This is a genomic window from Pontixanthobacter rizhaonensis, from assembly GCF_012972675.1.
Taxonomy (GTDB): Bacteria; Pseudomonadota; Alphaproteobacteria; order Sphingomonadales; family Sphingomonadaceae; genus Pontixanthobacter; species Pontixanthobacter rizhaonensis.
Window position 1 is genome coordinate 1,335,134 of record NZ_JABCRE010000002.1, and the last position, 23,860, is coordinate 1,358,993.

The 23,860-nt window shown below is 55.8% G+C and carries 22 protein-coding genes and 1 tRNA gene; 18 read left to right on the forward strand and 5 right to left on the reverse strand.

Annotated features, from left to right (window positions below):
- The first annotated feature begins 82 nt into the window (after nucleotides 1-82).
- From HKD42_RS06330 to HKD42_RS06365, 8 genes are read left to right on the forward strand one after another with little or no spacing between them, the layout of a single operon-like run.
- Complete coding sequence (locus tag HKD42_RS06330) at nucleotides 83-433, forward strand: lipopolysaccharide assembly protein LapA domain-containing protein (protein WP_170011340.1); 351 nt, start codon at nucleotides 83-85, stop codon at nucleotides 431-433.
- Nucleotides 430-1,104 (forward strand): orotidine-5'-phosphate decarboxylase, encoded by a 675-nt coding sequence (pyrF, locus tag HKD42_RS06335; RefSeq protein ID WP_170011342.1) that lies wholly within the window; start codon nucleotides 430-432, stop codon nucleotides 1,102-1,104. Before HKD42_RS06330 ends, pyrF begins: the two co-directional genes overlap by 4 nt.
- Nucleotides 1,101-1,901: a subclass B1 metallo-beta-lactamase gene (gene bla, locus HKD42_RS06340; RefSeq protein ID WP_170011343.1), complete on the forward strand. Its 801-nt coding sequence runs from the start codon at nucleotides 1,101-1,103 to the stop codon at nucleotides 1,899-1,901. Before pyrF ends, bla begins: the two co-directional genes overlap by 4 nt.
- Before the next feature lie 11 nt (nucleotides 1,902-1,912).
- Nucleotides 1,913-2,545: a phosphoribosylanthranilate isomerase gene (locus HKD42_RS06345; protein WP_170011345.1), complete on the forward strand. Its 633-nt coding sequence runs from the start codon at nucleotides 1,913-1,915 to the stop codon at nucleotides 2,543-2,545.
- A gap of 9 nt (nucleotides 2,546-2,554) precedes the next feature.
- The gene (trpB, locus tag HKD42_RS06350; RefSeq protein WP_170011347.1) at nucleotides 2,555-3,772 is read left to right on the forward strand and encodes a tryptophan synthase subunit beta; all 1,218 of its coding nucleotides are present in this window, start codon (nucleotides 2,555-2,557) and stop codon (nucleotides 3,770-3,772) included.
- 3 nt (nucleotides 3,773-3,775) lie between these two features.
- Nucleotides 3,776-4,549: a tryptophan synthase subunit alpha gene (gene trpA / locus HKD42_RS06355; RefSeq protein ID WP_170011349.1), complete on the forward strand. Its 774-nt coding sequence runs from the start codon at nucleotides 3,776-3,778 to the stop codon at nucleotides 4,547-4,549.
- Between the two features lie 10 nt (nucleotides 4,550-4,559).
- The gene (accD, locus tag HKD42_RS06360) at nucleotides 4,560-5,420 is read left to right on the forward strand and encodes an acetyl-CoA carboxylase, carboxyltransferase subunit beta (protein ID WP_170011351.1); all 861 of its coding nucleotides are present in this window, start codon (nucleotides 4,560-4,562) and stop codon (nucleotides 5,418-5,420) included.
- Between the two features lie 5 nt (nucleotides 5,421-5,425).
- Nucleotides 5,426-6,796: a folylpolyglutamate synthase/dihydrofolate synthase family protein gene (locus HKD42_RS06365; protein WP_170011353.1), complete on the forward strand. Its 1,371-nt coding sequence runs from the start codon at nucleotides 5,426-5,428 to the stop codon at nucleotides 6,794-6,796.
- On the opposite strand, the gene HKD42_RS06370 is transcribed toward HKD42_RS06365, so the two are convergent.
- Nucleotides 6,793-8,505 carry an AmpG family muropeptide MFS transporter gene (locus HKD42_RS06370; RefSeq protein WP_170011355.1) on the reverse strand — a complete coding sequence of 571 codons (1,713 nt, stop codon included), beginning with the start codon at nucleotides 8,503-8,505 and terminating at the stop codon, nucleotides 6,793-6,795. The two genes, HKD42_RS06365 and HKD42_RS06370, sit on opposite strands and share 4 nt — an antisense overlap.
- Nucleotides 8,506-8,578: 73 nt before the next feature.
- Between HKD42_RS06370 and HKD42_RS06375 the strand changes: the two genes are divergently transcribed.
- From HKD42_RS06375 to HKD42_RS06390, 4 genes are read left to right on the forward strand one after another with little or no spacing between them, the layout of a single operon-like run.
- Nucleotides 8,579-9,739, forward strand: coding sequence for an aromatic ring-hydroxylating oxygenase subunit alpha (locus tag HKD42_RS06375; protein WP_170011357.1), 1,161 nt, complete (start codon nucleotides 8,579-8,581; stop codon nucleotides 9,737-9,739).
- A 31-nt stretch (nucleotides 9,740-9,770) separates the two neighbouring features.
- Nucleotides 9,771-10,571, forward strand: a complete 801-nt coding sequence (locus HKD42_RS06380; RefSeq protein WP_170011359.1) for a pseudouridine synthase — start codon at nucleotides 9,771-9,773, stop codon at nucleotides 10,569-10,571.
- A complete protein-coding gene (gene rsmD, locus HKD42_RS06385; RefSeq protein WP_170011361.1) occupies nucleotides 10,571-11,116 on the forward strand; it encodes a 16S rRNA (guanine(966)-N(2))-methyltransferase RsmD in 546 nt (181 codons plus the stop codon). Before HKD42_RS06380 ends, rsmD begins: the two co-directional genes overlap by 1 nt.
- 34 nt (nucleotides 11,117-11,150) lie before the next feature.
- The gene (locus HKD42_RS06390) at nucleotides 11,151-13,466 is read left to right on the forward strand and encodes an ATP-dependent helicase (protein ID WP_170011363.1); all 2,316 of its coding nucleotides are present in this window, start codon (nucleotides 11,151-11,153) and stop codon (nucleotides 13,464-13,466) included.
- Between the two features lie 3 nt (nucleotides 13,467-13,469).
- Here HKD42_RS06390 and trhA read toward each other — a convergent pair whose 3' ends face one another.
- The 3 genes from trhA to HKD42_RS06405 all read right to left on the reverse strand — a co-directional run bounded on the left by trhA (nucleotide 13,470) and on the right by HKD42_RS06405 (nucleotide 16,289).
- Nucleotides 13,470-14,111, reverse strand: a complete 642-nt coding sequence (gene trhA, locus HKD42_RS06395) for a PAQR family membrane homeostasis protein TrhA (RefSeq protein WP_170011372.1) — start codon at nucleotides 14,109-14,111, stop codon at nucleotides 13,470-13,472.
- Between the two features lie 32 nt (nucleotides 14,112-14,143).
- Nucleotides 14,144-15,586, reverse strand: coding sequence for a DEAD/DEAH box helicase (locus HKD42_RS06400; RefSeq protein ID WP_170011374.1), 1,443 nt, complete (start codon nucleotides 15,584-15,586; stop codon nucleotides 14,144-14,146).
- A 148-nt stretch (nucleotides 15,587-15,734) separates the two neighbouring features.
- Entirely contained in the window at nucleotides 15,735-16,289 is a 555-nt protein-coding gene (locus HKD42_RS06405) for a hypothetical protein (RefSeq protein ID WP_170011376.1), read from the reverse strand.
- 164 nt (nucleotides 16,290-16,453) lie between these two features.
- Here HKD42_RS06405 and HKD42_RS06410 point away from each other — a divergent pair, with 164 nt between their 5' ends.
- Nucleotides 16,454-17,890 carry an FAD-binding oxidoreductase gene (locus tag HKD42_RS06410; protein WP_170011378.1) on the forward strand — a complete coding sequence of 479 codons (1,437 nt, stop codon included), beginning with the start codon at nucleotides 16,454-16,456 and terminating at the stop codon, nucleotides 17,888-17,890.
- A 152-nt stretch (nucleotides 17,891-18,042) separates the two neighbouring features.
- A complete protein-coding gene (locus HKD42_RS06415; RefSeq protein ID WP_170011380.1) occupies nucleotides 18,043-18,822 on the forward strand; it encodes a SapC family protein in 780 nt (259 codons plus the stop codon).
- A gap of 217 nt (nucleotides 18,823-19,039) precedes the next feature.
- Here HKD42_RS06415 and HKD42_RS06420 read toward each other — a convergent pair whose 3' ends face one another.
- Nucleotides 19,040-19,999, reverse strand: a complete 960-nt coding sequence (locus HKD42_RS06420; RefSeq protein WP_170011382.1) for an N-formylglutamate amidohydrolase — start codon at nucleotides 19,997-19,999, stop codon at nucleotides 19,040-19,042.
- Nucleotides 20,000-20,128: 129 nt separating this feature from the next.
- Here HKD42_RS06420 and cpdR point away from each other — a divergent pair, with 129 nt between their 5' ends.
- The 4 genes from cpdR to HKD42_RS06440 all read left to right on the forward strand — a co-directional run bounded on the left by cpdR (nucleotide 20,129) and on the right by HKD42_RS06440 (nucleotide 23,850).
- Entirely contained in the window at nucleotides 20,129-20,518 is a 390-nt protein-coding gene (cpdR, locus tag HKD42_RS06425; RefSeq protein ID WP_170011383.1) for a cell cycle two-component system response regulator CpdR, read from the forward strand.
- A gap of 98 nt (nucleotides 20,519-20,616) precedes the next feature.
- Nucleotides 20,617-20,691, forward strand: a tRNA-Val gene (locus HKD42_RS06430).
- Between the two features lie 122 nt (nucleotides 20,692-20,813).
- Complete coding sequence (locus HKD42_RS06435) at nucleotides 20,814-22,028, forward strand: NADP-dependent isocitrate dehydrogenase (protein ID WP_170011385.1); 1,215 nt, start codon at nucleotides 20,814-20,816, stop codon at nucleotides 22,026-22,028.
- A 229-nt stretch (nucleotides 22,029-22,257) separates the two neighbouring features.
- The gene (locus HKD42_RS06440) at nucleotides 22,258-23,850 is read left to right on the forward strand and encodes a GNAT family N-acetyltransferase (protein ID WP_343042260.1); all 1,593 of its coding nucleotides are present in this window, start codon (nucleotides 22,258-22,260) and stop codon (nucleotides 23,848-23,850) included.
- The last annotated feature ends 10 nt before the right edge of the window (nucleotides 23,851-23,860 follow it).

The window sequence follows — 23,860 nt, forward strand, 5'->3', positions numbered from 1 at the left end:
TCCCCAGCCGCTCGTTTGGTCCAGCCCTTCACTTTGCCCGGCAAGCGGCGTAGAACCCTAGATCAGTTTTCGGAGTAGCATAATGCAGGTTATCCGCACCATCTTCTGGGTTTTGTTGTTCGTCTGCCTATTGGCATTTTCGTTCTTCAACTGGACACCAGTGGAAGTTACCATTTGGGACAATTTGATCGTCGAGACGAAGGTTCCGGCGCTGGTGATTATCGCCTTTCTGTTCGGCATGGTACCAACATGGCTGCTGCATCGCGGTACAAAATGGCGCTTGAACCGGCGGATCAAGACACTGGAAAACGCGGCTAAAGCAGCAGCAATAACTCCATCAGCCAGTGCCGCCGGTGTCGTCAGTTCCAAACCAGTGCCCACGCCTGCCGGTGATCTGTCATCAGTCAAACAATCCGAGCCCAAAACACTATGAGCAACCCAGTCTATCTCGCGTTAGATGTGCCGCAATTGGATGCCGCGAAAGCATTGGCCGAGAAAGTCAAAGGCCATGTGGGCGGGTTGAAATTGGGTCTCGAATTTTTCTGCGCCCACGGTTCGCATGGCGTTCATGAAATAGCCCAAGTTGGCTTGCCCATTTTCCTCGATCTGAAACTGCATGATATCCCGAACACGGTCGCTGGCGCGATGCAGGCGATCCATGTTCTGGAACCGGCTATTGTGACAGTGCACGCCAGCGGCGGCCGGGCCATGCTGGAAGATGCCAAAGCAGCGGCGGGGGAACACACCAAAGTCGTGGCAGTCACCATGCTCACCAGCCTTGATGAGCGTGACCTTGCCAAACAAGGTATCGGCGGCACCCCGCATGATCACGTTATGCGCCTTACCGAATTGGCCCATGCATCCGGCATCGATGGAATTGTCTGCTCTGGCCAAGAAGTCGGCGCGGCACACAAACAATGGAAAGACGGCTTCTTCGTGGTGCCCGGCCTGCGTCCCGCGGGTAGCGCAGTCGGAGATCAAAAGCGGGTGGTAACGCCGCGCAAAGCGCGTGATGATGGGGCCAGCGTGCTGGTAATCGGGCGGCCTATCAGCCGCGCCAGCGATCCAGCTCAAGCAGCCCGGGACATCGAAGCGACATTATGATGGCGCGTGTACTTCGGATTGGCGCAGCCGCGCTGGTGATGGCAGGCTGCGCGTCGTGCACGTATAAAGAAATCCGCCCCTCTATCGCGCAGCAGGAAAGCGAGCGAACCAGCGCCCAGCAATTCGGGCCAGCATCTTTTGAAGAGCTTGCCCCCGGCGTGTGGCAGCACACAGCCTATCTTGATGTGCCTGGTTTTGGCGCGGTGCCCAGCAACGGACTGATTGTGGTGAATGGCGACACATCATTGCTGGTCGATACCGCATGGACCAACCAGCAAACCGAAGCGATCATTGAATGGTCGCGCGCGGTACTCAACAAACCGATCAAAGCCGCTGTGGTGACGCATGCGCATCAGGACAAAATGGGCGGTGTGGACGCGCTCCACGCGGCCGGCATAGACACCTTTGCGCTGGCGCTCAGTAATGAAATTGCACCCAGCAAAGGACTTACGCCTGCAAAAAACGCCTTCAGTCTTAATGCAGGAGAATGGCATAGCGGAGCTGCCGCATCAGCGTTGGCCCCGCTGAAAATCTATTACCCGGGCGGCGGCCACACAATCGACAATATTACCGTGGGTATAGCAGGTACGGACATCGCTTTTGGCGGCTGTCTGATAAAGGCATCGAGTGCCAAAACGCTGGGTAATCTCGCAGAAGCTGACCTTGATAATTACGCTTCTTCCGTCAGGAAATTTGCCAACGCCTTTCCAAACGCGACCAACATCGTCATGAGCCATTCCCAGCCCGAGGGGCGGGAGGCCATCGCCAGGTCTTTGAAACTCGCTAAAGAGCTGTAATGGCTTCCCCGATGACCACCCAGATCAAAATTTGCGGGATTTCGACCGCTGAAACGATGGCCGCTGCATTGGATGCGGGCGCGACTCATGTCGGCCTGGTCCATTTTGAACCCAGCCCGCGCCATGTCTCCTTGGCGGATGCGTCGCGATTGCGGGCGCTGGCCCGCGGTAGAGCGAAAGTCGTGCTGCTGCTGGTGAATGCAGAGATCGAACTGACTTCTGCCGCGATTGAAGCGATCAAGCCTGAAGTTATCCAGTTTCACGGGTCAGAAACGCCCGAATGGACAGGCTTGGTACGCGATAAGCTGAACATGGAAGTGTGGAAGGCGTTGGGCGTCAAAGATAAACCGACATTGGCCAAGTCAGAACGCTTTTTGGGGAAAGTCGATCGCTTGCTTTTCGATGCGCCTGCGACTGCCCTGCCCGGCGGGAATGGTACCAGTTTCGATTGGAGCCTGATGGCAGATCATGAACACCAGATGCCGTGGGGACTTGCCGGCGGGCTAACACCCGACAATGTCGCCGATGCGATCCGCCAAACCGGCGCCCCTCTGGTCGATACATCCAGCGGCGTGGAAAGCGCGCCCGGTGTGAAAGATATTGGAAAGATTGCGGCTTTCTGTAATGCGGCCCGCAACGCCTGAGGATTATCGATGAACAAGCCTTCCCCTAATTCCTTTAGAACCCAGCCCGATGAACGCGGCCATTTTGGTGATTATGGTGGCCGTTACGTTGCCGAAACACTGATGCCGCTGATCCTCGATCTGGAGAAAGAGTACCGCGCGGCGCAAGCTGATCCGGCTTACAAAGCGGAATTCGACGACCTGCTTGAGCATTATGTAGGCCGCCCTTCGCCGCTCTATCATGCAGAACGCCTGACCGAAGCAGTCGGTGGCGCGCAAATCTGGTTCAAGCGGGACGAGCTCAACCATACCGGCGCGCATAAGATCAACAATTGCATCGGGCAGATTTTGCTCGCGATCCGCATGGGCAAAACGCGGATTATCGCGGAAACCGGTGCGGGCCAGCACGGCGTCGCCACTGCCACCGTATGCGCCCGATTTGGCCTGCCCTGCGTAATCTATATGGGCGCGACCGATGTTGCCCGGCAGCAGCCCAACGTGTTCCGCATGAAATTGCTCGGCGCAGAAGTTGTCCCCGTGACCAGCGGCGGCGCAACGCTGAAGGACGCGATGAATGAAGGCCTGCGCGATTGGGTCGCGAATGTGCATGACACATTCTACATCATCGGCACCGCGGCTGGCCCGCACCCCTACCCGGAAATGGTGCGCGATTTCCAAAGCGTGATCGGCACCGAAGCCCGCGCGCAAATGCTGGACCGCACGGGCCGTTTGCCCGATCTGCTGGTCGCTTGCATTGGCGGTGGTTCCAACGCGCTCGGCCTGTTCCACCCGTTTCTCGATGATGCCGATGTGAAAATGCTCGGCGTGGAAGCAGCGGGCCACGGGCTGGACGGAGACGAACACGCCGCCAGCCTGACCGGCGGCGCACCCGGCGTTCTGCATGGCAACAAGACCTATCTGCTGCAAGATGAAGACGGCCAGATTACCGATGGCCACTCGATCAGCGCAGGCCTGGATTATCCCGGCATCGGCCCCGAACACGCATGGCTGAAAGAAAGCGGCCGGGTGGACTATACTTCGGTTACCGATGACGAAGCACTGGAAGGCTTCCAACTCCTCTGCCGCACTGAAGGGATTATTCCTGCTTTGGAGCCCAGTCACGCGATCGCCGCTGTGGCAAAAGTCGCGAAGGAAATGCCCGATGATGCGATCATCTTGGCCAATTTGTGCGGGCGCGGTGACAAAGACATCTTCACTGTGGCTGAAGCGCTTGGGGTGGATATCTAGAATATGACCCGTATCTCCAACGCCTTTTCCAAACCCGCTCTCGTCTGCTTCGTTACAGCTGGTGACGGGGACACGGCGGCCAATCTTGACGCTCTGATAGAGGGCGGCGCGGATGTTATTGAGCTCGGAATGCCCTTCACCGATCCGATGGCCGATGGCCCGGCTATTCAGGAGGCAAACCTGCGCGCGCTAGCCAAACGGACCACCACGGCTGATATTTTCGCTCTCGCTGCGCAATTCCGTCTGCGGCATCCCGATGTTCCGCTGATCCTGATGGGCTATGCCAATCCGATGATCCGGCGCGGGCCGGAATGGTTTGCCGATGAATGCGCGAAAGCCGGTGTCGACGGCGTTATCTGCGTCGATATTCCGCCAGAGGAAGATCAAGCGCTCGGCCCTGCTCTGCGCGCCAAGGGCGTTGCGCCGATCCGGCTTGCCACGCCCACCACCGATGCCAAGCGCCTGCCGCAGGTTTTGGAAGGCTCGGACGGTTTCGTCTATTATGTCTCGGTCGCCGGAATTACCGGCAAGCAGCAAGCCGCCACCGCCTCTATCGAAGACGCCGTGGCCAAGCTGAAAGCCTCTACCGATCTGCCCATCGCGGTTGGCTTTGGTGTGCGCACGCCCGAACAGGCCAGCGCCATTGCCAAAGTGGCTGACGGTGTGGTGGTCGGATCCGCTCTTGTCGAATTGGTCGGCAAGCATGGCGCAAATGCTCCATCTGCGTTAAAGGAACTGACTTCGGCTCTCGCAAACGCGGTTCATTCCGCGCGCTAAGGACACAACAATGAACTGGCTTACCCGCGTCCGCAATTCGCTTCCCTTTGGTGACAAGCGTGAAACCAATGACAATCTGTGGGTCAAATGCCCGCATTGTCAGGAAATGCTGTTCGCCAAGGAATTTGAAGAAAACCAGCAAATTTGCCCGCGCTGCGATTATCACGGGCGGATTGGCGCGGATGAGCGGCTGAACCAATTGCTCGACATCGGATATGATCTGCTGGAACAGCCAGAGGTCAAGGAAGACCCGCTTAAATTCCGCGATTCCAAAAAATATACCGACCGGCTCAAAGAAGCCCGCGCGAAAAACCCACACCGCGATGCCTATTCAGTGGGTTCAGGCCAGATCGAAGGCCATGATGCGGTTGTTGGCGTGCAGGACTTCAAATTTATGGGCGGATCGATGGGCATGGCTGTCGGCACCGCTTTTTGCCAAGGGGCGGAGCGCGCTCTGGCCCGTAAATGCGCCTATATCGTCGTAACCGCTGCTGGCGGCGCGCGGATGCAGGAAGGCATTCTCAGCCTGATGCAAATGCCCAAAGCGACCGTGATGACTCGCCGCCTGAAAGAGGCCGGTCTGCCCTATATCGTCGTGCTGACTGATCCGACCACCGGCGGCGTTACTGCCAGCTATGCGATGCTGGGCGATATCCACATTGCCGAACCGGGCGCATTGATCGGTTTCGCCGGACAGCGCGTTATTCAGGATACTATCCGGGAAAAATTGCCCGAAGGCTTCCAGCGCGCAGAATATCTGAAGAAGCACGGGATGGTCGATATGGTGGTTCACCGCCATAAATTGCGCGAGACACTGGCCGGACTGCTCGATTATTTGCAGGGTTCAACAAAGGGCACAAAAGCGGCCTGACGCCGGTGGCAGACTTCGGTACGTCCGATCATCCGGCGGTCCGGCAGCAGCTTGACCGATTGGCGAAACTGTCCTTGCCGCAAGGGCGATTTGGCCTTGATACCATGCGCGCGATGATGGCGCGGCTGGATAATCCGCACCGGAAACTTCCTCCGGTTTTCCATGTTGCCGGAACCAATGGCAAAGGCTCTAGCTGCGCCTTTCTGCGCGCGATGCTGGAGGCTGATGGCAAGCGCGTCCACGTCACCTCCAGCCCGCATCTGGTTCGGTACAATGAGCGGATCCGCATTGCCGGAACGCTGATCGAGGATGACTATCTGGCGGAGTTATTGGCAGAAGTTCTGGATAGCTGTGAGGGTCTTGGGCCCAGCTTTTTTGAAGTTACCATTGCTGCCAGCTTCCTCGCTTTTTCCCGCAACGCCGCCGACGCCTGCGTGATCGAAGTCGGTCTGGGCGGGCGGTTCGATGCGACGAATGTTATCGAACAGCCAGCCGTTTGCGGGATCGCTGCACTGGGCATTGATCACGAACAATTCCTGCTGGCACCAGAGGAAGGCACGCCGGACATTCCCATCGCGCGGATCGCATTTGAGAAAGCGGGCATTGCAAAGGCCGGGGCTGCGCTGGTCACGCAAAGCTACGCCGCCGAGGCTGCATTAGAAATAGAAAAAGCCGCCACCAAGCATGGCGTGCCGTTGGTGATGCGCGGAAACGCTTGGAATATCACGGCAACGGACAGGCTGCATTATAGCGATGATTTCGGTGATCTGGACCTACCCTTGCCGTCATTATTCGGCGCGCACCAGGCCGAAAATGCTGGCCTCGCCATCGCCATGCTGCGCCATCAAAGGCAAGTGCCGGTTAGCGAGGATGCAATAAAAACTGGTGCGGGCACAGCCCAATGGCCCGCAAGAATGCAGCGGCTGAAAGATGGGCGGCTACATGATATCGATCATTGTTTCGATATCTGGGTCGATGGCGGCCACAATGCGAATGCAGCAGAGGCCATCAGGGAGACACTGTCAAAAGACCCAAGGGCGGTCATTAACTTCACCGAAAATGGGCCTAAAATCAATGTGATATTGGGAATGCTTAGTAATAAGAACGCCCAGCAGTTCATTCAGACAATCGCCCCCGTCACCGACGTGTTAGTCGGCGTTCCTATACCTGGACACGACTGTCACAGCCCCGGCGCATTGCGTGCTATGGCCAAGGCTGCGGGCATTGCCGGGCACGGCGCTGCCGACGATGTCGAAAGCGCATTGCATATGCTCAACAGGGGTAGACCGAATGATGAATGGCAACCCGTCGCCATCCTCGGCTCACTGTACTTGGCAGGCGAAGTCCTGAAACTGCATGGCGAACTGCCGGATTAGGCGTTTTTGAGCGCGACCTCATCCATCCCGCTATCTTTGCCCAGCCGGGCAACGCGCACCCATTCGATCAAGCACAGTGCAACTGCGACGAAGCCGATCAGCGTGGTCAGAATAAACACGTCGTAATAGCTTTGCTCCTCGATCATTTTGCCCAGCGCCCCGCGGCCCAAAGTGCCGACAAGCATCGTCAATGACGACAGCAGCGCATATTGGACCGCGCTATATCCGCGCGCCACAATGGAGGAGAGCCACGCGACGAAGGCCGCACCCGCTATCCCGACCGCGAGATTTTCCGCGCCGATAGTGACCATCAGCTTGGCCAGTCTTTGGTCGCCGCCAAACTGTTCAACCGCCCATGTAAAGCCGATGAAGTCGCTGACTGCCGCCATACGAAAACCGCCAATGGCAAGGTCAGCATATAGCAGATTGGTGAGTGCCGCGAGAAGCGCGCCCAAGGTCAGCGTCATCATCCGGCCCAGAACGGTGAGCAAATATCCGCCCAAGGCAAGGCCAAACACAACCGCCCCCACGCCGAAGAATTTGGAAGCAATCGCAACTTCATCTTTGGAATAGTTGAGTTCGCCCAAATAGAATGGATAGGCAAATGTACCCCACACTGCATCGGTAATGCGGTAGGTGAGTACCAGCGCCAATATCAGCACCAGCGACCAGCCCATCCGGCCGACAAATTCCACCAATGGCAATACCAATGCGCGGTAGAGGTGATCCCCTGCCCGCTCCAAAGACGAAGCTGCAGGTTTTGGCGCGTTCAACAAATTGGTGCCGCGCTTTTCCTGCTGCACAATCCATGCGGCGATCAGAGCGGGTATAACCACCGTGGCCACGACCACCAGCGGCCCCATCGTCGATATGAACGCCACCGAATCCGGGCGCGCATCAGGGTCATTGGCGAGCGAGCGGACCATGAATACGCCCACAGTAATCAGTGCCCAGCCCCACAATGCGCCGACGCCGATCAAAGCAATCATGCGGGTGCGCGGATTAACCTGCCCAGCTTCGCGCAAACCATAAGGGTCTTCCCCCTTGGCATCCTGCGCATCTTTCAAATCTTTGGCATTCGTATCGGGCGCGAACAGGCCCAAGAAACCGACAAACAGCAATATTGCGCCCATGATCAGATAGACTGTCGGCCAACTTGTCCGCTCTGCCAAAAACAGTGCCAGCGCGCCGCCAACCAGAGCCGCGATCCGGTAGCCCATTTGATAAACGGTGGAGAGAATATCGATGGTCGCGGTTTCATCCGCAACATCCACGCGCCATGCATCAATCACCACATCCTGCGTCGCGCTGGCAAAGGCACCGATCCCGGCGAGTAGAGAAAACCAGCCAAGTTGGGAAACCGGATCAAGCATCGACAGAATGACAAGGATCGCGCCAAGCAGCAATTGCGCGGTCACCATCCATTGCTTGCGTTTACCGAGCAATTTCAGGCCGGGTATATCGACCCGGTCAAGCGCCGGGGACCATAGGAATTTGAACGCATATGACAGGCCGATCAGCGAGAATACGCCCATCGTTTCCAGATCGACCTCTGCATCGGACAGCCATGCGTACAGCGTACCCAGCAGCAATGCATAAGGCAGCCCGGCAGCAAAACCGAACAACAACATATATCCGGTCTTGCGGTGCCTCAACGCGGCCAGAACCTTGCGCCAACCCGGCTTTTCCTGTGCGGCGGCTTCGCCCATAGTATCCCCGTCCCTTTGAATGCGGCAAATTTCGTGCGACACTAGCGTCTCGGCGCATTTAGGGAAGAGTGGTATGAACGTGATCGGAACTGAAATCGGGGGATTGCAGCCGACAAGCGGACAATTAGCGCTTGCTCAGGCCATTGCACGCGGCGAAAACCGAACGGATACAGGCATCACCCATGTCCCGGCGAGTGTGTATACCGATCCAGAGCATTGGCTGGCAGAGAAAGCCGCCTTGTTCGATCGGCTGCCGCAAGTGATCGCGCCATCCGCACTGCTACCTGATGCCAATATGGCTGTTCCGCACGATCAGACAGGCAAGCCGCTTCTAATTACCCGCGATGCAGATGGCGCTGCCCATGTCTTCCTGAATGTCTGCCGCCACCGCGGAACGCGGCTGATGGAAGGCGAGGATGTGCAATGCGCGAAACGGCTGGTCTGCCCCTATCACGCTTGGACCTATAAGCTGGATGGAAAGTTGCTGGCCCTGCCCCGCCCGGAGACTTTCCCCGGCCTCGATAAATCGGATCATGGCCTGATCGAATTGCCCAGCTGCGAAGCTGGCGGACTTATCTGGTTCGCACCGGAACAGGGCGCAGATTTCTCCGATGCGCGAACACTTGGGGAAGATTTTTCCGCTTTCGGCATGGATGATCTGTTCCTGTACCGGCGTAAAACGCACGAAGTTGCCGGCAACTGGAAGCTCATCATGGATGCGTTTCTGGAAAGTTACCATGTCACGCGGCTCCACGCGAACACCATCGGGCCGTTTTTCAAAGACGGCGTGACAGCGGGGGATATGATCGGGCCACATGCGCGCTCTGCGGTTGGGCGATTGGAGGAAATGGAGACCGTCGATCTGACCGATATGGCTGCGATGCGCCGCGTCATCACTTTCGCCTATCAATTATTGCCCGCGACAATCGTGATCCCCAGCCCCGATTATGTGAATGTCATGGTCTTGATGCCCGATGCGCATAATCACACAGTGGTGGAGGACTTCATGCTAATCCCTGAAAGACCCACAACTGATAAAGCGCGCGACCATTGGGAACGGAGCTGGAATCTGCTTGATGGCGGGGTATTTGCGAGCGAGGACTTTCGCGCTGCCGAGCTGGGTCAGCAAGGGCTCGAAACCGGCGCTGTTCCCGAATTGACGTTGGGGTCGCTCGAAACCGGCATTTTGCGCTTTCATGAAACGGTTCAACAGGCGATACGCAGTAAAGCTTGAGTGCGACGGGCCAAGCGCGTAACCGCCCGCCATGGTCAAAATCACCCCCACTCCTGCCACCCCATCTGAAAAACCAGACAATTCCAAGCCTGAAGGCCACCGGATTGCCAAACTGCTCGCTCGTGCCGGTGTTGCCAGCCGCCGCGAAGTGGAACGGATGATCGATGATGGCCGCGTGGCTATTGATGGAAAGGTTCTGGAAACTGCGGCTACCATTATTCCTAACCTCAACGGGGTTACGGTGGATGACAAACCCGTTCGAAAGCCCGAACCGGCGCGGCTATTTTGCTTTAACAAACCGCCGGGCCTGTTGACCGCAGAACGGGATTTCAGCGGTCGCGGCACAATTTATGATGCGCTAGAAAACTCAATGCCGAAAGACGCCCCGCGTGTAATGCCGGTGGGCCGGCTGGATTTTAATACCGAGGGCTTGCTGCTTATGACCAATGATGGCGAGTTGAAGCGCGCGATGGAATTGCCCAGCAGCGGCATTCCGCGCACCTACCGCGCCCGTGCGTTTGGCGATATCTCCCAAGCCCAGCTGGAAGATTTGATGGATGGTATCACCATTGAAGGTGTCCGTTACGGCTCGATCAACGCCAATCTGGAACGCCGCACAGGCCGCAACCAGTGGATCGAATTGACCCTGACAGAGGGTAAAAACCGCGAAGTCCGGAATGTTCTTGAATATATGGGCTTGGAAGTAAACCGCCTGATGCGGACCGCCTATGGTCCGTTTTTGCTGGGTGATATCAAACGCGGAATGGTCAGCGAAATCAAACAAGCTGATGTAGAGCGGTACCGCAAACACTTGCTGACGAGCGGAAAATAATGCGGATTATTGCTGGCGAATGGCGCGGACGTAAGATTACCGCACCCAAGGGCGATACAACCCGCCCAACGGTTGATCGTACCCGTGAAACCTTGTTCAATATGCTCAACAGCCGTTTGGGATCATTCGAAGAATTGCGCGTTGCGGACCTGTTCGCCGGGTCTGGCGCATTGGGGCTGGAAGCGCTTTCGCGGGGCGCGGCACATTGCCTGTTCGTCGAGCAAGACGATAGCGCCGTGAAAGCCATCCGTGCCAATATTGCAGCATTCGATGCAAAGCTGCGCACCGATGTTCGGGCCAGTTCGGTGCTGTCGCTCGGCCCCGCAAAATCCCCGCTGGACCTTATACTGCTCGACCCGCCCTATGATACCGGCGCCGGAATGGTTGCGCTTGATAAATTGTACCGGCTCGGCTGGGTCGGCCCATCGACATGGTGCGTTCTGGAAACTGCACGGCACGAAGATGTGATGCTGAAAGACTATAGCCTTGAGGCGGAGCGCAATGTCGGCAAGGCCAAGCTCAGCTTCCTGCGCAGCGCCGCTTGATCCGGCGAGCAATGTTCTTTACCTGTTCCGCTGCATGACCAATCCCCCTTCCCCCCAAACCAGCGCCCCTAAAACCAACAACGCGGGCGGTGATATTCCCGCCTATGCTGCCCGTCTCAACGATCCGCAGAAGGATGCTGTACTGACCACAGAAGGGCCAGTGCTGATGCTTGCCGGTGCCGGAACAGGAAAAACCGCAGCCCTTACCGCACGCCTCGCGCATTTGGTCGCGATGCGCAAAGCGTGGCCCAGTGAAATTCTGTGCGTGACCTTCACCAACAAAGCAGCGCGTGAAATGCGCGAACGGGTTGGCGGACATATTGGCCCTGCAGTAGAAGGAATACCGTGGCTCGGCACGTTCCATTCCATCGCCGCAAAAATGCTACGCCGCCATGCAGAGCTGGTCGGGCTTCAAAGCAATTACACGATCATTGATACCGACGACCAGCTGCGACTTTTGAAGCAGTTGATCCGCGATAATGATGTCGATGAAAAACGCTGGCCGCCGCGCCAATTGGCCGGATTGATCGACAGTTGGAAAAACCGCGGCCTCAACCCCAAAGATTTGGACGCGGTCGATAATGAAACCTACGCCAATGGCCGTGGGCAAGAGTTTTACCGCCTATATCAAGACCGGCTAAAGGCGCTGAATGCCTGCGATTTTGGCGATTTGCTGCTGCATGTGCTCAATATCTTCCGCACACATCACGAGGTGCTGGGGCAATATCGGCAACGGTTCAAATATATTCTGGTGGATGAGTATCAGGACACCAACCAAGTCCAATATTTGTGGCTCCGGCTACTCGCCCAGGAACGCAAGAATATCTGCGTGGTGGGGGATGATGACCAGTCAATTTACTCGTGGCGCGGTGCAGAGGTTGCCAATATCCTGCGGTTTGAGAAAGACTTTCCCGGTGCGAAAGTGATCAAGCTGGAACAAAATTACCGCTCCACTCCGGAAATTCTCGGGGCCGCCTCCGGCTTGATCCATGCCAACAGCCAACGGCTTGGCAAGGAATTATGGACCGAGCTTCCCAAGGGTGACAAGGTTCGCGTTATCGGCGTTTGGGATGCGCCGGAAGAAGCCCGGCGTGTCGGTGAAGACATCGAGCGGCTGGAACGTGAAGGCGCACCGCTAGACGAAATTGCGATTCTGGTACGGGCCCAATATCAGACGCGCGAATTTGAAGACCGGTTTATTCAGATCGGCCTCAATTACCGGATTATTGGCGGCTTCCGTTTCTATGAACGCGCTGAAATTCGCGATGCTCTGGCCTATTTGCGGGTCATTGCGCAGCCGGCTGACGACCTCGCTTTTGAGCGGATATATAACCAACCAAAACGCGGGCTTGGCGCAAAGACGCTGGAAAAGATGTACCAATATGCCCGCGCGGCCAATATGCCGCTGGCTGCTGCTTCCCTCCAATTGGCCGATAGTGACGAACTGCCGAAACGCGCTGGCAATACAATCGGCGCATTGATGCGTGACTTCCTGAGATGGCGGGAATTGGAAACACAGACCGCACCGGCTGAATTGCTGCGCATCGTCCTGGACGAGAGCGGATATAGTGCGATGCTGGAAGCAGAGCGTTCCACTGAAGCTGCAGGCAGAATAGAAAACCTGTCCGAACTCGCCCGTGCAATGGAAGACTATGAAACGCTGGGTGATTTTCTTGAACATGTCAGCTTGGTGATGGATAATGATTCCTCCCCGGATGAGGAAAAAGTCACCATTATGACCATGCACGGTGCGAAGGGGCTGGAATTCAACAATGTCTTCCTGCCGGGTTGGGAAGAAGGCGTATTTCCCTCGCAACGATCTCTCGACGAAGGCGGCCTTGCCAGTTTGGAAGAAGAACGCCGGCTTGCCTATGTGGCGATCACGCGGGCACGGCGGCGTTGTACCATTCTCCATGCCGCAAATCGCCGGATTTACGGGCAATGGACCAGCTCCATCCCAAGCCGCTTTGTGGAAGAGCTGCCTGAAGAATTTGTCGAGAAAGAAACCACTATGTCGGGCGGCGCTTCCCTGTGGCGCGCCAATTGGTCAGAAAGCGATGACCCGTTTGCCCATGTGAGCACAAATCGCAGCGGCACGCGCGGCCCCGGCTTTCAGCGGGCTTTATCGGGTAGCTATTCCGCCTCTCCCGCAGTTGTCAAAGAACCGCGGCGAAGCGCTGCCAGTTTCGCTGCAAAACCGCGCAGCGACATCGCGCTGGGTGCGCGGGTGTTCCATGACAAGTTCGGCTATGGCACCGTGATGGCGCAAGAAGGCAACAAGCTGGAAATTAACTTTGAACAATCGGGCACCAAGCGCGTAATCGACAGCTTCATCAGCCTAGCTGACTAGACCTCAGCTGCTTGCATTCGCCAGACTGATCCAAATCGCCGCGAAGAAGGATGACCCGCCGAGCAATCCGAAAAAATGCCAGATCGGATAGCGGAAGCTGAGCGATTTGCTTTTATAAAACAGCGTGCCAACCGTGTAGAACAATCCGCCAGACCCCAGCGCCACTAAGGCGGAGGTTGGCAATGCGTCCCAGAAATCCGGCAATGCAAACAACCCAAACCATCCCAGCCCGAGATAGGATGCAAGCGACCATTTCGCTTCAATATTGGTGCCGAACACTTTGAACAACACACCCGCAAAGGCGAAAAACCACACCACTGCCAAAATGACATAGGCGCTGGTCGTGTCCGATAAAACGAGCAGAGGGCTAAATGTCCCGGCAATCAGGGTATAGATCGCCGCGTGATCCCACCGCTGCAATGTCTTGCGCATATGGTGATGGGGCAACAGGTGGTAGGCACCGGAGATGCTGATCGAGGCCAAAATCGCAGTCACATAGATTGCCGTTGCCGACACCAGCTTGGGGTCGCCCTGCGCTGCGGCCACCGGCAGCAAAAAAGCGCCAGCTATAAAGAACGCCACCAGGCTAAGAGCGTGAACCATACCGTCGGCATAGCGTTCTGGTGCTGTTGGACTGGGATACATTTATCGTGCTTTTATAGGACCTGCAGTCTGGCTTAGTCGAAACCTACACCCAAGAAATCAGGTTTTGGCCCGTTCCACTCGCCTGCTGGCACTGGCTCGTCATCCTGATCTCGGCGGCGGCCGCGAGGCTTGGAATCCTCAGTTTTCGTAGGCCTATCATTGCGTGGTTTTTTGGGGCGCTCTTCGCGCTTATCATCACGCTTGCTATCGCGCTTACTATCTCTGGGCTTGCGCGCTTCACGAGGTTCGCTTTCGTTCTTCTTCGAACGTGATCGTTTGGGCTTCTCGTCCTCAGTCGAATCTTGCTTCGGTGCGCGTTTCGCTTTCGGCGCGGTTTCTTCTTTCAATTCGACACGGACATCTTCCTTGCCGAATATTTTGATTTCGCTGCCGGTCAGTTTCTCAACGTTGCCAATCGCTTCAGCGTCAGCATCGGTTACAAATGTAAAAGCGCGGCCTTTGGCCCCTGCCCGGCCTGTCCGACCAATCCGGTGGACATAATCATCGGGGTGCCACGGCGTATCATAATTGAATACGTGGCTAACGCCTTTAATATCCAATCCGCGCGCCGCGACGTCGGAAGCGACCAGAATGTTCACTTCACCTGATTTGAACCGTTCCAGTTCTTTCTGCCGGCTGGCTTGATCGATATCGCCATGAATTTCACCGCTTTTGAAACCGTTACGCTGCAGTGTTTTGTTGAGCTCGCGAACTGTCGTTTTTTTGTTGGAAAATACAATTGCGGTTTCAACATGATCGTTGCGGAGCATCCATTCCAGTGTTTCCCGCTTTTGACGCGGCTTCACCATCACTTTGAAGGATGTGATATTCTCGTTTGTATTGCCCGCCCGGCTGACTTCGATCTGCTTGGGATTGGTCAGAAACTTATCCGCCAGTTTCTTGATCACTGGCGGCATCGTTGCCGAAAACAGCATTGTCTGGCGAGTAGTTGGCAGCTTGTCACAGATAAACTCGATATCGGGGATGAACCCCATGTCGAGCATCCGGTCAGCTTCATCGATCACCAACAGCTCGCAGCCATTGAGCATGATCTTGCCGCGTTCAAACAGATCCATCAGGCGGCCAGGGGTTGCGATCAGAACATCGACCCCTTCATTCAGGGCCTTCAACTGATCACCCATTTGCACACCGCCAATCAGAAGTGCCATTTTAAGATCATGGTTCTCACCATATTTCTCAAAGTTTTCGGCAACTTGAGCGGCGAGTTCACGCGTTGGTTCAAGAATGAGCGAGCGCGGCATCAAAGCGCGGCGGCGGCCACTGGCCATCACGTCAATCATGGGCAGCACAAAGCTGGCGGTTTTTCCCGTTCCCGTCTGGGCGATCCCGATCAAGTCCTTCATCATCAGGACGGCGGGAATAGCTTGCGCTTGAATGGGCGTAGGTTCGGTGTAGCCAGCGGCTTCAACCGCTTTCAAAAGCTCATCGGAAAGGCCGAGATCGGCAAATTTCATAAAGGTCTAAATATCCGGATAGGGCGGGAAATTCCCGCGAAGGTGCCAAGCAGCGCGCCCGAGCGTTAAAATCGCTTTGCACCTGTGCGCAAAAGCGTAAAAAGTCAAGAATTCGCCCGAGCTGGGCCAAGCCCTGCGCCCCGAAGGCTTAGGTCTGGGCTGGTATCAGCTGGCGCAGACGTTTCATTTCGCAGTTTGCGCCGGTCCGAGATTTCAATTTGTCGCGATCAATACAGATCTGCCCGTCCTTGTTCGGCTCAAGGTAAAACCCTGAATAGAAATCGCGTGCGGAACAGGCTTTTTCGAGGTTTGCCGCAATCAACTTGCGGTCCCGCATAAACAGCATCAGCCGATTATCGCGCATGGGCTGCACACCGGCAATCTGGTTGGCCTTTACGCATTTACCCACTTTGCGCTCGGCCATTTCCTGAGGCTGTTCACCCTGCGGCAGGGTCGACAAGAAACTGCGCTGTGCATTCCTGCTGGGCGACACGCGAATGATCACGCGTTGCTGGATGCGGACCTGCATCTGGACAGGCACCCCGTTGGCGCCTTCCAACATCAACCATTCTTGCGAAGACGATTGCTGCGGTACGTCTGCTTCAGGGGTCAAATTGCTGTTCTGTGCATCATCGCCGTTTCCTGCCGGCAAGCCGGGAAGGATAAGCGCCAAGGGCGCTAGCATGGCAAAGAGGTTCGGCATCAGAACTGTATTCAGCCTTTTAACAACGGACACGGCCAGATGATTCGTCTTAAGAAACCATCGAGCCAGTGCCAATTAGCAAAATAGGTTGAACGACGGCTTAATTATGTCACGGCAGTACGCAAGAGGTGGCATTTGGCAAACTGAACAGCCATATTGGGCCGATGATCGATTACACCGCCTTTATTTCCGCAGCGCATGATGTTCTCGGCCCGCGGGGATTTACCTGTGATGCAGACCTGATCGATCCTTGGCTGACCGATTGGCGTGGTCGCTATACGGGCAAGGCGATTGGCATGGCCTCCCCCCAATCCACAGAGCAAGTTTCCCAGCTGGTTAGACTGTGCGCACAGCACGGCGTGAATATCGTGCCGCAAGGCGGAAATAGCGGGATGTCTGGCGGCGCGACGCCGGATGCCAGCGGCACCGCAATCATCCTCTCGCTGCGGCAATTGAACGATATCAGCCCGATCGATCCCAATGCACGGCAAGTAACCTGCGGGGCCGGTGTCATCCTGCAATCGCTTCACACCGAAGCAGAACAGCATGATCTGCGTTTCCCGCTCACGTTGGGCGGTAAGGGTTCCGCTACGATTGGTGGGCTCATCTCAACCAATGCCGGCGGCACGCAAGTGCTACGTCACGGCACTATGAGAGAACAAGTCGCCGGAATCGAGGCCGTGATGGCAGACGGGCAAATCTACAATTCCCTCACCCCGCTGAAAAAAGACAATCGCGGCTTTGATCTGAAACAGCTCTTGATCGGCTCGGAAGGGACTTTGGGGATTGTAACCGCAGCGACATTGTTCTTGTCCCCGCGAATCGGCGGGAGGACTGTTCTATGGGTGGGCTTGCCGAAGGTGCAGAATGCCCGCGACCTGCTGATCATGTGCAAAGATATGTGCGGCGACGGGCTGGAGGGATTTGAAATACTGCCCGATCACTGTCTGTCTGCTGTTTTGGATTACCTCCCATCTGCTCGCAATCCTCTGAGCGACAGGCATCGATGGTACGCGTTAATCGAGATTGTCGCTGGTACCGATAATGCAGAGGCGTTGAACGACCTCGCCGAAAGCGTTTTGGCGAAAGCTTTAGAAAGCAGCTTGATCGAAGACGGCACCTATTCAGCCAATGAAACACAGGCGGAAGCATTCTGGCTGTTGCGCGATTCGATATCGCCTGCCGAACGCGCCATCGGTCCGGCGATGCAGCACGACATCTCTGTTCCTGTGTCGCGCATGGCAGACTTTATCGCTGATACTGTGCCGCGCGTTGAGAACGCTTTCCCCGGCACCGCTGCGCTGGCTTTTGGGCATCTGGGCGATGGTAATGTGCACTACCACGTGTTGGCTCCGAAAGGCGCTATAGGCGGCGTTTGGGAAGAGGAAGAGGGCAAGCAGATCAGTATTTTTGTTCATGATTGTGTTACTGAATGGAATGGATCCATCAGCGCGGAACACGGCATTGGGCAAATGAAACGTGACGAGCTCGGCAGGTTGGGTGATCCCGCCGCCCTGTCCATTCTGCGGTCGGTCAAAAACGCGCTGGACCCGCAAGGGCTATTGAATCCCGGCAAGCTCATTCCGGCCGAGCCAACCTGATCCCGATTGGTGAGCGATGATCAAAAACGCGCCCACTTGCGCGCCCACTTGCGCAGGGACCTAACACACCGTAAAGCGCGCGCTGCATATCAGACGGGGTCTTAGGGGATCACGTCGACCACGGAATATTCAGAAGAACCGGAGACGTAATCATGGCCAGCGCGCCGCAGCCTAACCTGCCTTTGTTTTACAATGATTTGATGCCGCTTAACAGCCGCGACCATGCCACTTGGAATACCAAGTCTTTGGATTCAGCGGTTTGGCTTAGCAAACATCACGCAATCCCTTTGACCGTTGAAGAATTTATCCAGGCACAACGCGATTTTCCAATCGTATTCTCTTCTGGCGAAAATCCTTTGCCACTAGCACTGATGGGCTTGAATGAAGGCGTGAACACTTACGTTGATGATGAAGGTAAGATCAACGATCCGATCTATTTGCCGGCCTACATACGCCGCTATCCATTTATGTTGGCCAAACTTACCCCTGAGGGTGACGACTTGTCGCTTTGCTTCGATCCAACTGCTGGTGCAGTCGGCGAGTTTGAAGACGGTGAAAAACTGTTCGACGCAGAAGGTCAAGCAACTGACGCTACCAAGCGTATTCTAGAATTTTGTGAGCATTTTGAAAGTGCCGGTCAACGCACAAAGAGTTTTGTAGACGAGCTTAAAAAGCACGATCTGTTGATGGATGGTGAAATCGCGATCTCACAACCCGAAAATGAAGACAAGCCATTCGTCTATCGCGGCTTCCAGATGGTCAATCAGGAAAAACTGCAGGAAGTTCGCGGAGATGTTCTGCGGGAGTGGAATAAGAACGGTATTATCGGACTGATTTATGCCCATTTGATGTCTCTAGAACTGATGCGTACGATTTTTGCTCGTCAGGTTGGTCAAGGCAAGGGCCCGAACCTTGAAGGCCCAGCGGCCTAAATACCGATAAATTGTGTTTTAATGGCGATGGTTTGGGGTTGAAAGACCGCCAAGCCATCGCCATTTTATTTGTATCCGGAAGGCACCCCTCCCTCATAGCCGACCGGACAATACGCTAACGCGTATTACTCCCTGAACCTCGGCCACTCCGTATGTTTTATACGGGGTGGTTTTTTTTGGATGGATTACAGCCCGGTAAACTCTCGAATGAACAGGGTTATTCTGCCGCTAACGGCTGTCGACCTTGCCGGCCCAGCATCGCTACTTGCTCACCTAATTCCCGCACAAGATTGCCAATGAGATCGCCGACAGCCTGCATCCGGGTAGTAGGCTGAGAGAGTGCCTTATCCAAATAAAGAGAGCGGCAAATCTCGATCTGGATGGCATGGATTTGGCGCCCCTGCTTCGCGTGACGATCCAGCACATACCCGCCTGCATATGGACGGTTATGTGCAACATTGGCGCCCTCTGCATTGAGTAATTGGATTGCCGATGCCACCAATCGGTCATTGGCTGAACCACCAAAACGATCACCGATCACGAAATGCGCTGGTCGGTCGTCTTCATGCGCTTTCTTAAGCGGCGGCATAGAATGAATGTCCAGCAGTAACGCGGCCCCCCAATGATCACGTATACCTTCCAATGACCGCGCGACGGCAGAATGGTAGGGTTGGTGAATATGTGCAATCCGCTGGTTCAACTCGTCTGAGGGTAACGATTCCCGCCAAATCTCACCCAGACCAGCTAGCCTGCGCGGAACAAGGCCAAGCCCGCTGCGTGCCCGTCTGTTTGTGCCAGACTGAGAGTGGCCATCGGGCGCCCCTTCGGCAACCATAGTCCAGTCCACATCATCGCTTGCCCGGTTCAAATCTAGCATCGCGCGCGGCGCATGCGCGACCAGCAAATCTGCCCCCGTCATCCGCGCGGCATGTGCAGCCACCCCATCGACATAGCGATCTTCCAATCGCACTTGTGAATATTCCGGCCGCCGCATCTTACTGAGCAAAGCCTCGGGATAGTGTCTCCCGGCATGAGGGGCTGCAATCAGCACCGGGATCGGCCTATCTTCCCGAACCGATAGAGAGAATGCTGGCCTTCGGGTGCCAGGGATACGCCCACCACGGGTGGTCACAGTACTGTATGGCACAGAATCATTGGCGTGGAGCTTGGTCGGCATCGCATGAAGACTTAACCGAGGCTGCCCGCAAGTCCAAGCGAACCTTTTTTGTCGGTCGCCCTGTCTCAAAGCTGGTCAACTGCAACAATGCGAAAGATTTCTTAAGTGAATTGGCCTATCAACACCTTCATGACGGAATCACACGCCCCCCGAATCCTTCTTGCTGAGGATGACGATGCCATGCGCGGTTACCTTACCCGCGCTCTTGAAAAAGCTGGTTATGAGGTGGTGTCTGTTGATCGCGGAACGGAGGCTGTGCCGCGTCTGGAGGCGGAGCATTTTGACCTCCTATTGTCTGATATAGTCATGCCAGAAATGGACGGCATCGAGCTGGCCCAGCGGTGCAACGAGGTTAGCCCCCACACAAAAGTGATGTTTATAACGGGCTTTGCTGCCGTGACCCTCAAAGCGAGCAAAGAACAACCGACCGCAAAAGTTCTGTCTAAACCCTTCCATTTGCGGGATTTGGTGCTGGAAGTTCAACGGATTTTTGAAGATCAAGCCCAGGCCAGTCTTTAGGCATCACAGTTTAATCGATAATATCCAAGACTGCTCTTGCGCCGCAGATTGGCTGGCGCTAATGGGCGCACCTGCATTTAGCAGGCACATGATGGTGTGGGCGTATAGCTCAGTGGTAGAGCACTACATTGACATTGTAGGGGTCGGGAGTTCAACTCTCTCTACGCCCACCATCATTGAAAAAAGGCATCGCAATCGCGGTGCCTTTTTTGCATTGTCGCGCCTCTCTCGACCTTGCCTCTGGCCCCTCCTCTGCTAAGGCGCACCCACACCCTAGAAGAAGGCATATCTCCCCATGGCGAAAATCACCGTGAAGAACCCCGTTGTCGAAATCGACGGCGATGAAATGACGAAAATTATCTGGCAGTGGATCCGCGAACGTTTGATCCTGCCATACCTCGATATCGATCTGAAATATTATGATTTGTCCATCGAGAAGCGTGACGAAACTGATGACCAAATCACCGTTGATTGCGCCAATGCGATCAAGGAACACGGTGTCGGCGTGAAATGCGCGACCATCACTCCTGATGAAGCCCGCGTTGAAGAGTTTGGCCTGAAGCAAATGTGGCGCTCGCCAAACGGCACTATCCGCAACATCCTCGGCGGGGTTGTCTTCCGTGAGCCGATCGTAATTGACAATGTACCGCGTCTGGTCCCGGGTTGGACTGACCCGATTGTAGTCGGCCGTCACGCGTTTGGTGATCAGTACCGCGCCACCGACACACTGATCCCGGGTGCAGGGAAGCTGCGCTTGGTGTTTGAAGGCAATGATGGCGAGAAAATTGATCTCGACGTATTCGAATTTGAAAGCTCCGGCGTCGCGATGGCGATGTACAATCTGGACGATTCGATCCGTGATTTCGCCCGCGCCAGCCTGTCTTACGGCCTTGATCGCGGATGGCCTGTGTACCTCTCGACCAAGAACACCATCATGAAGAAGTATGATGGCCGCTTCAAAGATCTGTTTGAAGAAGTGTTCGAGAATGAATTCAAAGCAGACTTCGATGCTGCGGGTATCACATATGAGCACCGTTTGATTGACGATATGGTTGCTGCAGCCCTGAAATGGAGCGGCAAATTCGTTTGGGCCTGTAAGAACTATGACGGCGATGTTCAGTCCGACATCGTGGCGCAAGGCTTCGGCTCGCTCGGCCTGATGACATCGGTTCTGATGACGCCGGATGGCAAGACTGTCGAAGCAGAAGCTGCGCACGGCACCGTCACCCGTCACTTCCGCCAGCATGAGCAAGGCAAAGCGACATCGACCAACCCGATTGCTTCCATCTTCGCATGGACGCGCGGCCTTATGTATCGCGGTAAGTTTGACGAAACACCTGAAGTGGTGAAATTCGCCGAGACGCTTGAGCGTGTGTGCATCGAGACTGTCGAAAACGGCCAAATGACCAAAGATCTGGCACTGCTGATCGGCCCGGAGCAAAACTGGCTGACAACCGAGCAATTCTTTGAAGCGATTGTGACCAATCTTGAGAAAGAAATGGCCGCTTAAGCCTCTCTTTTTCTAGCCATTTGAAAGGCGGGTGTCGGGAAACCGGCATCCGCCTTTTTTGTGGCGCAATTCTGCACTGGGCGGGGCAGAAATCGCCTGCTAATCATCGGCGGATCAAACAACAGGACATAAATGCGTGGCCAAGCCAACCCAAAGCACACCTCCGCCGAAACAGCCGCGCCGCGTAGCCCGTAAATCTGCTGAAAAATTCGGCAAGCGCCGCCTCGAAATTCGCGGTGCTCTGGTCAAGGATATTCGCGGCATCGCCGCTCTCATCCGGCGCGTTTACACTGAACTTCCGCCTTATACTCTGGGCGAAATTCGCGGGCAGATTAACAACTTTCCCGAAGGCTGCTTTGTCGCGCTGCTCGATGATGAAGTCGTCGGCTATTGCGCGTCGATGCAATTGCCCGAGCCGGTGGTCTTTACCGATCACGATTGGGACGAGATCAGCGGCAATGGCTATGGCAGCCGTCACGATCCGACCGGCGACTGGCTGTATGGCTATGAAATGTGTGTCGATCCCAAAGTGCGCGGTGTGCGTATCGGGCGGCGCCTATATGAAGAACGCCGCGCCTTGGCCGAGGACCGCGATCTGACCGGTATCGTCTTTGGCGGACGGATGCCCGGATACGCCCGGGCAAAGCGCCGTAAGACCGGTGGAGCGGACAGCCCGCAGGATTATCTCGACAAAGTCATCGCCGGAAAAATCCACGATCCGGTGCTGCGTTTCCAATTGGCCAATGGCTTTGAACCGGAGCGCATTTTGGAAGGCTATCTGCCGGAAGATAAGCAATCGGCAGCTAACGCCGTTTTGATGGCCTGGCGCAATCCCTATGTCGAGCGCGATCAGCCGGTCAAAAAACGCCTCCCTCGCGGGGTCGAGGCGGTCCGGGTGGCGACGTGCCAATTGCAGGCCCGCGCGGTCAAAAGCTATGAAGAGTTCATCGCGGCGGTTGAATATTTCATTGATGTCGCAAGCGATTATGAAGCGGACTTCATCGTCTTTCCCGAATTATTTACTCTGATGCTGCTCAGTTTCGAGGAGAAAGAACTCTCTCCCGTCGAAGCCATAGAACGGCTGTCTGAATATACGCCGCGCCTGAAAACCGATTTTTCCGATTTTGCCATGCAGTACAATATTAACATCATCGCTGGATCGCACCCGACCCGGATGGATGATGGTGACATCCACAATATCGCCTATGTCTGCCTGCGCGATGGATCGGTCCATGAACAGGAAAAGATCCACCCCACCCCGAACGAACGCTATTGGTGGAACATCAAAGGCGGCGATACGGTCGAAGTGATCCAGACCGATTGCGGCCCGATTGGCGTTCAGATCTGTTACGACAGCGAATTTCCCGAACTCTCCCGCCGATTGGCCGATGAAGGCGCGCGGATAATCTTCGTACCGTTCTGCACCGACAGCCGTCAGGGCTATTTACGGGTCCGCTATTGCGCTCAGGCGCGCGCGATCGAGAACCAGTGCTATGTCGTGATGTCGGGCAATGTCGGCAATCTGCCCAACGTCGCCAATATGGACATCCAATATGCGCAAAGCTGCATTCTGACGCCGTGCGATTTCCCTTTTGCGCGTGACGGCATTGCCGCCGAAGCGAGCGAGAATGTCGAAACGCTGACTATCAGCGATATCAACCTTGCCGATCTGAGTTGGGCCCGCGCGGAAGGCACAGTGCGCAATCTGGCGGATCGCCGGTTCGATTTGTACCGGATCGAATGGGATGAAGAAGGCGAACATGGCGGCCGTTCCAAACCGCGCCGCGCGCCCATTGGCACAGCGACCGCTGGCGGCGGATAAAAAGTCGCAA

Coding starts and splice junctions, on each gene's coding strand:
- HKD42_RS06330 (WP_170011340.1), top strand. CDS start 83: ATGCAGGTTATCCGCACCATCTTCTGGGTTTTGTTGTTCGTCTGCCTA.
- pyrF (WP_170011342.1), top strand. CDS start 430: ATGAGCAACCCAGTCTATCTCGCGTTAGATGTGCCGCAATTGGATGCC.
- bla (WP_170011343.1), top strand. CDS start 1,101: ATGATGGCGCGTGTACTTCGGATTGGCGCAGCCGCGCTGGTGATGGCA.
- HKD42_RS06345 (WP_170011345.1), top strand. CDS start 1,913: ATGACCACCCAGATCAAAATTTGCGGGATTTCGACCGCTGAAACGATG.
- trpB (WP_170011347.1), top strand. CDS start 2,555: ATGAACAAGCCTTCCCCTAATTCCTTTAGAACCCAGCCCGATGAACGC.
- trpA (WP_170011349.1), top strand. CDS start 3,776: ATGACCCGTATCTCCAACGCCTTTTCCAAACCCGCTCTCGTCTGCTTC.
- accD (WP_170011351.1), top strand. CDS start 4,560: ATGAACTGGCTTACCCGCGTCCGCAATTCGCTTCCCTTTGGTGACAAG.
- HKD42_RS06370 (WP_170011355.1), bottom strand. CDS start 8,505: ATGGGCGAAGCCGCCGCACAGGAAAAGCCGGGTTGGCGCAAGGTTCTG.
- HKD42_RS06375 (WP_170011357.1), top strand. CDS start 8,579: ATGAACGTGATCGGAACTGAAATCGGGGGATTGCAGCCGACAAGCGGA.
- HKD42_RS06380 (WP_170011359.1), top strand. CDS start 9,771: ATGGTCAAAATCACCCCCACTCCTGCCACCCCATCTGAAAAACCAGAC.
- rsmD (WP_170011361.1), top strand. CDS start 10,571: ATGCGGATTATTGCTGGCGAATGGCGCGGACGTAAGATTACCGCACCC.
- HKD42_RS06390 (WP_170011363.1), top strand. CDS start 11,151: ATGACCAATCCCCCTTCCCCCCAAACCAGCGCCCCTAAAACCAACAAC.
- trhA (WP_170011372.1), bottom strand. CDS start 14,111: ATGTATCCCAGTCCAACAGCACCAGAACGCTATGCCGACGGTATGGTT.
- HKD42_RS06400 (WP_170011374.1), bottom strand. CDS start 15,586: ATGAAATTTGCCGATCTCGGCCTTTCCGATGAGCTTTTGAAAGCGGTT.
- HKD42_RS06405 (WP_170011376.1), bottom strand. CDS start 16,289: ATGCCGAACCTCTTTGCCATGCTAGCGCCCTTGGCGCTTATCCTTCCC.
- HKD42_RS06410 (WP_170011378.1), top strand. CDS start 16,454: ATGATCGATTACACCGCCTTTATTTCCGCAGCGCATGATGTTCTCGGC.
- HKD42_RS06415 (WP_170011380.1), top strand. CDS start 18,043: ATGGCCAGCGCGCCGCAGCCTAACCTGCCTTTGTTTTACAATGATTTG.
- HKD42_RS06420 (WP_170011382.1), bottom strand. CDS start 19,999: ATGCCGACCAAGCTCCACGCCAATGATTCTGTGCCATACAGTACTGTG.
- cpdR (WP_170011383.1), top strand. CDS start 20,129: ATGACGGAATCACACGCCCCCCGAATCCTTCTTGCTGAGGATGACGAT.
- HKD42_RS06435 (WP_170011385.1), top strand. CDS start 20,814: ATGGCGAAAATCACCGTGAAGAACCCCGTTGTCGAAATCGACGGCGAT.